The organism is Brevibacterium luteolum (assembly GCF_025147615.1).
Lineage (GTDB): Bacteria > Actinomycetota > Actinomycetes > Actinomycetales > Brevibacteriaceae > Brevibacterium > Brevibacterium luteolum.
The window spans coordinates 18411-27562 of record NZ_JALXPM010000038.1 but is presented as its reverse complement, the minus strand read 5'-3'; the positions used below and the strand labels follow the sequence as shown (position 1 = coordinate 27562).

At 68.5% G+C, this 9152-nt stretch carries 9 protein-coding genes; 8 read left to right on the top strand and 1 reads right to left on the bottom strand.

Going from position 1 to position 9152, the window contains the following annotated elements; genetic code table 11:
• Window positions 1-64: 64 nt before the first annotated feature.
• A complete protein-coding gene (locus M3C25_RS09955; protein ID WP_259856283.1) occupies window positions 65-1417 on the top strand; it encodes a M20 family metallopeptidase in 1353 nt (450 codons plus the stop codon).
• Between the two features lie 19 nt (window positions 1418-1436).
• Here M3C25_RS09955 and M3C25_RS09950 read toward each other — a convergent pair whose 3' ends face one another.
• Window positions 1437-1820, bottom strand: coding sequence for a DUF1844 domain-containing protein (locus M3C25_RS09950; protein WP_259828610.1), 384 nt, complete (start codon window positions 1818-1820; stop codon window positions 1437-1439).
• Window positions 1821-2160: 340 nt separating this feature from the next.
• On the opposite strand from M3C25_RS09950, the gene infC reads away from it, so the two are divergent.
• The 7 genes from infC to M3C25_RS09915 all read left to right on the top strand — a co-directional run bounded on the left by infC (window position 2161) and on the right by M3C25_RS09915 (window position 9131).
• Complete coding sequence (gene infC / locus M3C25_RS09945; RefSeq protein ID WP_170273565.1) at window positions 2161-2799, top strand: translation initiation factor IF-3; 639 nt, start codon at window positions 2161-2163, stop codon at window positions 2797-2799.
• Between the two features lie 99 nt (window positions 2800-2898).
• On the top strand, window positions 2899-3096 hold the full coding sequence (gene rpmI / locus M3C25_RS09940) for a 50S ribosomal protein L35 (protein WP_102162652.1): 198 nt from the start codon (window positions 2899-2901) through the stop codon (window positions 3094-3096).
• A 62-nt stretch (window positions 3097-3158) separates the two neighbouring features.
• Window positions 3159-3548: a 50S ribosomal protein L20 gene (gene rplT / locus M3C25_RS09935; RefSeq protein WP_102162653.1), complete on the top strand. Its 390-nt coding sequence runs from the start codon at window positions 3159-3161 to the stop codon at window positions 3546-3548.
• 108 nt (window positions 3549-3656) lie between these two features.
• Window positions 3657-4532, top strand: coding sequence for a TrmH family RNA methyltransferase (locus tag M3C25_RS09930; protein WP_259828608.1), 876 nt, complete (start codon window positions 3657-3659; stop codon window positions 4530-4532).
• A gap of 201 nt (window positions 4533-4733) precedes the next feature.
• The gene (gene pheS / locus M3C25_RS09925; RefSeq protein WP_259828606.1) at window positions 4734-5777 is read left to right on the top strand and encodes a phenylalanine--tRNA ligase subunit alpha; all 1044 of its coding nucleotides are present in this window, start codon (window positions 4734-4736) and stop codon (window positions 5775-5777) included.
• A complete protein-coding gene (pheT, locus tag M3C25_RS09920) occupies window positions 5777-8296 on the top strand; it encodes a phenylalanine--tRNA ligase subunit beta (RefSeq protein ID WP_259856281.1) in 2520 nt (839 codons plus the stop codon). The genes pheS and pheT overlap by 1 nt, the downstream gene beginning before the upstream one ends.
• Window position 8297: 1 nt before the next feature.
• The gene (locus tag M3C25_RS09915; RefSeq protein WP_259856279.1) at window positions 8298-9131 is read left to right on the top strand and encodes an SDR family NAD(P)-dependent oxidoreductase; all 834 of its coding nucleotides are present in this window, start codon (window positions 8298-8300) and stop codon (window positions 9129-9131) included.
• Window positions 9132-9152 lie beyond the last annotated feature (21 nt).

Genomic DNA, 9152 nt, shown 5'->3' with positions numbered 1-9152 from the left:
CAGCCGCCTGCCCGACCCGCTGCCGCCGCCGACCCCGGCGGCACGAAGAGGAGAAGCACCGCCCATGTCCGACCCGCACCCCGCACCCGGCAGCCAGCCGACGGCCCCCGACCCCACCTACCTCAACCTGCTCAAGGCCGATATGGCCGCCCGTGCCGCTGCCGCCGACCCGCCGGGCAGCGCCTTCACCGGCGCCCCGGCCGAGGCGACTGCTGATGTGCGTACGGCCGTCGACGCGCTCGCCCCGCAGCTGCTGAGCCTGGCCGGTGACATCTACGGCTATGCCGAGCTCGCCTTCGAGGAGCACCGCTCCGCTGGCCGCATCGCCGCCCAGATCGAGGCCGCCGGCATCGAGGTCGAGCGCGGTGCCTACGGCCTCGACACCGCCCTGTGCGCCCGCTTCGGGCCGAGCGGCCGGCGCACGATCGGCATCTGCGCCGAATACGATGCCCTACCCGATATCGGCCACGCCTGCGGGCACAACGTCATCGCCGCCACCGGTGTCGGGGCGTTCCTCGCCATCGCGCGCGCCTACGCCGGGCGTGAGGACGAGCTTCCCGGCCAGGTTGTGCTGCTCGGCACCCCGGCCGAGGAGGGCCACACCGGCAAGGAGTACATGGCTCAGGCGGGGGCCTTCGAGGACCTCGATGCCGCGATCATGCTGCATCCGGCTGGATACGACGCCGCTGACGTGCTGTGGATCGGCCGGCGCCTCCTTGACGTCGAATTCACCGGTGTCGCTGCCCACGCCTCCGCCCAGCCCTTCATGGGCCGCAACGCGCTTGACGCCGCCTCGCTGCTGTACCAGGGAATCGGGCTCCTGCGGCAGCAGATGCTGCCCATCGACCGGGTGCACGCTGCGATCCCCGAGGGAGGGGACCGGCCATCGATCATCACCGAATCGGCGCGTGTGAGCATCTATGTCCGCTCCGCAGAGCCTGAGACCCTGATGGATCTCTCCCAGCGAGTCGAGGACATCGCCCGCGGGGCGGCGCTCATGACCGGCTGCGGGGTCGAGGTGCGGTGGGACAAGCACCCGCCGAGCATGCCGGTGCGGGCCAACCAGGCGCTCACCGGCCGCTGGTCGATCCGCCAGCAGGAGCGCGGCCGGGCACCCCTGCCGCGCGGGGTCGTGAGCGACAGCCTGGCGGCGTCGACGGACTTCGGCAATGTCAGCTATCTCGTCCCCGGCATCCACCCGATGCTGCGGATCGCAGATGCTGAGACCGCCCTGCACACCCGCGGGTTCGCCCAGGCAGCCGCGTCCGAGGCGGCCGAGACCGGGGTGCTCGACGGCACCTACGGGCTGGCCGGAGTCGCGCTCGACTACCTGTTCGACGACGCGCTCGCCGAGGCCGTCAGGCAGGAGTTCGAGGACGCCGGGGGAGTGCTGCGGGTCTCAGAGATGTTCGGCTGAGACGCAGGGAGACTGAAGCTCAGGAGACCGGGCCGGTGAACTTCTCACCGGGTCCCTGGCCGGGCGCATCGGGAATCGCCGAGGCCTCACGGAAGGCCAGCTGCAGGCTGCGCAGTCCATCGCGCAGCGGGCGAGCATGGTGGTTGCCGATCTCCGGAGCGGCAGCGGTGACGAGGCCGGCCAGCGAGGTGATGAGCTTGCGCGCCTCATCGAGGTCGATGAGGTCAGCGGCCTTCTGGGTCTCGGTGTCCTCGCTCAGCCCGCACTTGATCGCCGCAGCACTCATGAGGTGCAGTGCGGCAGAGGAGATGATCTCCAGCGCCGGCACCTCGGCGATGTCGCGGGCAGCCTGCTCATGGGCAGACTCGGGGTGGAACTCGAAATGCGAAGATGCGTCGGTCATGCCCACCAGCTTCCCACACGGGTACCGGCCGGCCAACATGAGCCCTCCCACAGATATACCGGCACGCCCACGCGCGCGAGCCGCTCATGTGACACGCTGTGTCCACAGCCCGATGTGCACTTCGCCGCATCGGGTAGTACACTGGACTTCGTGCAAAGTGGAGCTCAGCTCCCACCTGGATCATCACTGGTGATCGGGTTCGAATGACGGTCGGCGTTTCGCTGGCCGATGCGGCGTCGTACCCGCAGTTCGTTCGTCTGGGCTCCCTTGGCATGCGCTGAAGGGGGCCTTTTCCCTTTCAGCGGTTGTGATCATCATCTGCTGAAGAAGGAGCGAGCACATCAGCGAGCCGCGTATCAATGATCGGATTCGGGTCCCCGAGGTCCGTCTCGTCGGACCCAACGGGGAACAGGTCGGAATCGTCGCCATCCGCAAGGCGCTCGACCTCGCCCGCGAAGCCGATCTCGACCTTGTAGAGGTTGCGCCCCAGGCCAAGCCGCCTGTGGTCAAGCTCATGGACTACGGCAAGTTCAAGTACGAATCGGCGCAGAAGGCACGCGAGGCCCGGAAGAACCAGGCCAACACGGCTCTCAAGGAGATCCGGTTCCGACTGAAGATCGATGAGCACGACTATGAGACCAAGAAGGGCCATGTCTCCCGCTTCCTCAACGGCGGTGACAAGGTCAAGGTCATGATCATGTTCCGCGGACGTGAGCAGTCCCGCCCCGAGATGGGGATCAAACTGCTCAACCGGCTGGCTGAGGATGTTTCCGATCTCGGCACGGTCGAATCCGCCCCCCGGGTGGACGGCCGCAACATGGTGATGGTCATCGCACCCGTGCGCTCCAAGGCAGATGCCAAGGCGGAATCCCGCAAGGCATCCCGCGGAGCCAAGGGTGCCAGCGCCGAGGTGAAGTCCCGCCGCGAGCGCGAAGCACAGGCCAAGGCAGAGAAGCGCGACGCCGAGGCCGACGCGTAAGTTTGGTGCCTGCCGGCCCCACGGCCGGGAAGCACACCGTGCAGCGCCAGCCCCCACCTCGGGCCCGGCTGCGCTAGAGAACGATAAGGAGACGGCACTATGCCGAAGCAGAAGACCCACAGCGGTGCCAAGAAGCGCATGCGCATCACCGGCAGCGGCAAGGTCATGCGTGAGCGCGTGAACAAGCGCCACCTGGCCGAGCACAAGTCCTCGCGGCGCAAGCGCCGCCTGTCCGTCGACCAGGTCATGACCGGCGGCGACGCAGCCAAGGCTCGCAAGCTTCTGGGCAAGGCCTGACGAGACCGGGCTCGCTGCCCGAGCGCACCGCTGTGCGCGCACCGATTTCATAAGGAGTACACGTGGCACGTGTGAAAAGGGCGATCAACGCCAAGAAGAAGCGCAAGGTCATTCTCGACCGTGCGTCCGGCTACCGCGGTCAGCGCTCGCGCCTGTACCGCAAGGCCAAAGAACAGGTCATCCACTCGCTGGTCTACAGCTACCGTGACCGCCGGGCCCGCAAGGGCGACTTCCGTCGCCTGTGGATCCAGCGCATCAACGCTGGTGCCCGCGCCAACGGCATGACCTACAACCGCTTCATCCAGGGCCTCAAGGCCGCTGGAGTCGAGGTCGACCGCCGCATGCTCGCCGAGCTCGCGGTCAACGACGCAGCGACCTTCGCCTCGCTCGTCAAGGTCGCCAAGGAGGCCCTGCCCTCCGACGTCAACGCCGCCAAGACCTCGGCAGCCTGACGCAGCTGAACTCAACGGCCGGGCGACGGCCGCAGCGGTGACAGACCGCACCCACTCAGCCCCGGGAATCCCCTGGGGCTGAGTGCTGTCTGCAGGTAGGGTGGAATCATGGCTCCCACACGCCCCGGCTCCTCACAGCCTGCCGATCTGCCCGTCCATCCCGGCCTCACCGGCCCCGTGCTCACCTCCCCACAGTCCAAGCGGATCAAAGAGGCCGGCAAGCTGCTCAAACGCCCATGGCGGAACAAGACCGGCCACTTCCTCGTCGAAGGCCCCCAGGCTGTCCGCGAGGCGCTGGCACAGGATGCGCCGGTCGTCGACGCCTTCATGACCGCCGAGTCCGCCGAGCGCCACCCCGACCTGCTCGAACTGGCGGCCCAGCGGCGGCTGCGCCTGCGCCAGATCGCCGACGAGCTGCTGCCGCTCATCTCCGACACCGTCGCCAGCCAGGGCGTCGTGCTCATCGGCGAACAGCGCACCGCTGAACTGACATCGGTGGTGACCTCTCAGGCGCGGCTGCTCGTCGTGCTCTCCCAGGTCCGCGACCCCGGCAATGCCGGCACCGTCATCCGCGTCGCCGATGCCGCCGACGCTGACGGCGTCATCATCACCTCCAACAGCGTCGATGCCTTCAATCCCAAGGTCGTCCGGTCGACTGCCGGATCGATCTTCCACCTGCCGATCGTCACCGGCGTCGGCCTGTCAGAGGTGACGGAGCTCGCCCGTGCCCGCGGACAGCAGGTGCTCGCCGCTGATGCCCATCCGCCGGCGCACGACCTGCACGTGCCCTGGGACACCGGCCTCGACCTCAGCCGCCCGACCCTGTGGGTGTTCGGCAGCGAAGCCCACGGCCTGCCCGAATCCGACCGCGCGCTGTGCGATTCGGCTGTGCGGATCCCGCTCTACGGCCGGGCTGAGAGCCTCAACCTCGCCACGGCCGCAAGCATCTGCATCTACGAATCCGCCCGCAGCCAGCTGCTGTGAGCCGGCATGGGCGCCGGCAGCCGGAACCACAATCTCCGCTGCCACCGGCGGATCGCTGCATCCCTGACGCCTGCGCGATCAGGCAACACCAGTGGGACGCGGCTACGCACCGGTGCCCGGTTCGTTAGACTGGCTCGTGGTCTGCTCCTGCGCCAGGATGCGCGGGATGCGATGGAGAGTCCGCTAACAGAAAGAAGGCAGATGTCTGCGCCAGTCGATCCGCGCGATGAGTCCGCCGTCGCCGCCGCCGTCGAGGCAGCGCTGACGGCGTTCGATTCCGCCTCGAACCTCGATGAGCTCAAGACCGCCCGCCTGGCCCACATGGGCGACAAAGCGCCGCTGGCGCTGGCGAACCGGGAGATCGGCAGGCTCGACAAGTCCGAGAAGGCCGCTGCCGGCAAGCTCGTCGGCCAGTCCCGCGGACAGGTGAAGAAGGCTCACGACGCACGCTTGGCCGCGCTCGAAGAGCAGCGCGACGCCGAGGTGCTCGTCGCCGAGGCGATCGACGTCACCCTGCCCTCGGCCCGCCGCCGAGGCGGTGCCCGCCACCCGCTGCAGCTCATCCAGGAGCGCATCGCCGACCACTTCATCGGCCACGGCTGGGAGGTCGCCGAAGGCCCCGAGGTCGAATCCGAGTGGCTGAACTTCGACTCCCTGAATTTCGGCCCCGACCACCCGGCCCGCCAGATGCAGGACACCTTCTTCGTCGAGCCCGCCGAGGCCGGCCTCGTGCTGCGCACCCACACCTCCCCGGTGCAGTCGCGCTCGCTGCTCGAACGCGGCGCCCCGCTGTACGTCGTGTGCCCGGGCAAGACCTTCCGCACTGATGAGCTCGACGCCACCCACACCCCGGTGTTCCACCAGGTCGAGGGCATCGCGATCGACAAGAACCTCACGATGGCCCACCTCAAGGGCACCCTCGACGAATTCGCCCGCGCGATGTTCGGGCCCGAATCGCGTACCCGCCTGCGGCCGAGCTTCTTCCCGTTCACCGAGCCGAGCGCGGAGATGGACTTCTGGTTCCCCAATAAGGTCGGCGGGCCCGGCTGGATCGAATGGGGTGGCTGCGGCATGGTGCACCCGAACGTGCTGCGCTCAGCCGGCATCGATCCCGACGTCTACCAGGGCTTCGCCTTCGGCATGGGCATCGAGCGCACGCTCATGCTCCAGGAGGGCATCAACGATATGCACGACATGGTCGAAGGCGACCTGCGGTTCTCAGCACGGTTTGGAGTGAATGCCTGATGCTCGTCCCACTCGAATGGCTCGCCGACTACGTCGACCTCTCCGTCGTCGACAACCCGCGGGTGCTCGCTGCCGAACTGGCCAGCATCGGCCTGGAGGAAGAGGACTTCATCGCCCCCGAGGTCACCGGCCCGCTCGTCGTCGGCCGGGTTCTCGAACTGGAGAAGGAGACCCACTCCAACGGCAAGACCGTCAACTGGTGCCAGGTCGACGTCGGCGAGGACGAACCGCGCGGCATCATCTGCGGTGCCCACAACTTCGAAGCCGGCGACCTCATCGTCGCAGCCCTGCCCGGCGCGGTGCTGCCCGGCGGTTTCGCCATCAGCGCCCGCAAGACCTACGGACACATCTCCGACGGCATGATCTGCTCATCGAAGGAGCTCGGCCTCGGCGAGGACCACGAGGGCATCATCGTCCTCACCCGGCTCGGGCTGACCGGCGAACCCGGTGACGACGCACGGGAACTGCTCGGCCTCGACCGAGTCACCCTCGACGTCAACGTCACCCCCGACCGCGGATACCAACTGTCGATGCGCGGCATCGCCCGCGAATTCGCGATGCTCAAAGGCCAGGACTTCACTGATCCAGCCGACCAGCCGGCACCGGAGCCCACCGATGACGGATACCCGGTCGAACTGGCTGATGACGCACCGATCCACGGCGTGCCCGGCTGCGACCGGTTCACTGCCCTGCAGGTCACCGGCATCGACCCGAGCGCCCAGACCCCGTATTGGATGCAGCGCCGGCTCACCGAAGCCGGCATGCGCCCGATCAGCCTGAGCGTCGACGTCACCAACTACGTCATGCTCGAACTCGGCCAGCCGCTGCACGCCTACGACCGCGACGCTCTCGGTGAGAAGATCGTCGTGCGCCGCGCGCAGGCAGGGGAGAAGCTCACCACCCTCGACGATGTCACCCGTACCCTCGATGTCGAGGATCTCCTCATCACCGATGAGGGCGGCGTGGCAGGCGAGAACCGGATCATCGGCCTGGCCGGCGTCATGGGCGGGGCCGAGCTCGAAGTCGGCCCCGAGACCCGCAATATCCTCATCGAGGCCGCCCACTTCGACCCGATCTCGATCGCCCGCACCGCCCGCCGACACCGGCTGCCGAGCGAGGCCGCCCGCCGCTTCGAACGCGGCGTCGACCCCGCCCTCGGGCCGGTCGCAGCCAAGCGCTGCGCAGACCTGCTCGTCGAACTCGGCGGCGGCATCCTCGAACCGGCCGTCACCATCGCCGGGGACGCCCCGCAGGCCCGCACCGTCAGGCTTGCAGCCGATCTGCCCAACCGGCGGCTGGGCACCGAGGACAGCCGCGCGGACATCGTCCGGCTGCTCGGCGCCGTCGGCTGCCAGGTCACCAACCCTGAGGCCGAGGTCCTGGATGTCACTGTCCCGACGTGGCGGGCCGACCTGACCGACGATGTCGACCTCGTCGAGGAGATCGCCCGGGCCGGCGGTTACGACCGGATCCCGTCGGTGCTGCCGGTGGCCCCCGGCGGCAAGGGCCTCAACGCCGCCCAGGCGGCACGCCGGCGTATCTCGAACCTGCTGACCGCACTGGGCTACTCCGAGGTGCTGACCTACCCGTTCACCTCGGATGCCCGCAGTGACGCCCTGCGGATCCCGGAAGGCGATGCGCGCCGTGCCAACATCCGGCTGGCCAACCCGATGTCCGAGGACCAGCCGCTCATGCGCACCCACCTGCTCGCCACCCTTGTCGATGCCGCCGCCCGCAACCTCGGCCGCGGTTTCAAGGACATTGCGATCTTCGAAGCCGGGCTCGTGACCCAGCCGCAGAGGACCGAGCTCTCAGCAGTCGAGTCTTATGCCCCGGGCTACCACCCGAGCGAGGACGAGCTTGAGGCGATCTTCGCCTCGGTGCCGGCCCAGCCGTACCATTTCGCCGGCATCATGGCAGGCTACGTCGAACCCCCCGGAGTGCTCGGCGCCGGCCGGAAGGCCGATGTTTCCGATGTCATCGACACGGTGCACCGGATCGCCGCCTCGTGTGGACTCGAGCTCACCGTGACCGCTGACCAGATCGCCCCGTACCATCCGGGACGCTGCGCACGCTTCGACTTCGCCGATGGTACCCACTTCGGCCACGCCGGGGAGCTGCACCCGAAGGTCTGCGAGACCCTCGACCTGCCCGCCCGCACGGTCGCCTTCGAGGTCAGCCTCGATGCGCTGCTGACCCAGTCCGACACCCGCGCCTGGGCCGGGGTGCTCTCGACCTATCCGGTCTCCCGGCAGGACGTCGCCCTGCTCGTCGACGAGTCGACCCCTGCTTCGGCGGTGGCCGACGCGCTGCGCGAAGGTGCGGGAACCGAACTGGAGAACGTCGAGCTCTTCGACCTCTACGCAGGCGACCAGGTGCCCGAGGGCAAGAAGTCGCTGGCCTTCCGGCTGACCTTCCGCGCCCCGGACCGCACGATGACCGCCGACGAGGCCTCCGCGCTGCGCGAGGCCGCCACCGCCGTGGCCGCCGAGCGCTTCGGCGCCGAGGTGAGGAGCTGAGATGACTGTTGAGACCACCCGCCCGCTGACCCTCATCACCGGGGGATCACGCGGCATCGGCCGGATCCTGGCAACCGGGTTCGCTGAAGCCGGCTACCCGGTGGTGATCACCGCCACCGACGCCGACCGTGCCCAGGCGGCTGCCGCTGAGATCGCCGCCGAGACCTCGGGCACGGTCACCGGATTCGGCGTCGACGTCTCCCAGCCGGACTCCGTTGCCGCGCTGCGCGGTGACATCGAGGCACATGCCCAGGCCACTGGAGCGCGTCTCGGGGTGCTCATCAACAACGCCGGACGGGTCGAATCGAGCGAAGGACCGCTGTGGGAAGCCGACCCGGAGTCCCTCGTCGGGGTCATCGGCACCAATGTCATCGGGCCACTGCTCATGATCAACGCCTTCGCCCCGGTCCTCATCGCCACGGCCGAGGCGACCGGGCAGCCGGGCCGCATCATCGACCTCAACTCCGGATCCGGCGCGCAGGGCACCCCGGCCTACGGCGCCTACTCAGCATCGAAGGCTGCGCTGTTCCGGATCGCCGACTCCGTCGTCCACTTCGGCGACGAGAAGGGGTTGAAGATCTTCGAACTGGCACCCGGCGTCATCCGCTCGGACATGACCGCCTCGATGCCGATGCACGACTGGCGCACCGACGATGATTGGACCTCGCCTGCCGAGCTCGCCGCGCTGGCGCTCGCAGCAGCCTCCGGTGAGCTCGACGGGTGGACCGGCCGCTACATCCGCGCTGGTCACGACACTGCAGAAACGCTCAGCCAGCAGATCCCCGCAGCCGGATCACAAGCCCGTAAGCTGATCACGGAGATGGAGATCCGCTGAAGCTGGGCCGACACGGGGAAG

Excerpts from the sequence above, each read along its gene's own strand:
- M3C25_RS09915 (WP_259856279.1), top strand. The coding sequence starts at position 8,298 with ATGACTGTTGAGACCACCCGCCCGCTGACCCTCATCACCGGGGGATCA.
- M3C25_RS09930 (WP_259828608.1), top strand. The coding sequence starts at position 3,657 with ATGGCTCCCACACGCCCCGGCTCCTCACAGCCTGCCGATCTGCCCGTC.
- M3C25_RS09955 (WP_259856283.1), top strand. The coding sequence starts at position 65 with ATGTCCGACCCGCACCCCGCACCCGGCAGCCAGCCGACGGCCCCCGAC.
- pheS (WP_259828606.1), top strand. The coding sequence starts at position 4,734 with ATGTCTGCGCCAGTCGATCCGCGCGATGAGTCCGCCGTCGCCGCCGCC.
- rpmI (WP_102162652.1), top strand. The coding sequence starts at position 2,899 with ATGCCGAAGCAGAAGACCCACAGCGGTGCCAAGAAGCGCATGCGCATC.
- pheT (WP_259856281.1), top strand. The coding sequence starts at position 5,777 with ATGCTCGTCCCACTCGAATGGCTCGCCGACTACGTCGACCTCTCCGTC.
- M3C25_RS09950 (WP_259828610.1), bottom strand. The coding sequence starts at position 1,820 with ATGACCGACGCATCTTCGCATTTCGAGTTCCACCCCGAGTCTGCCCAT.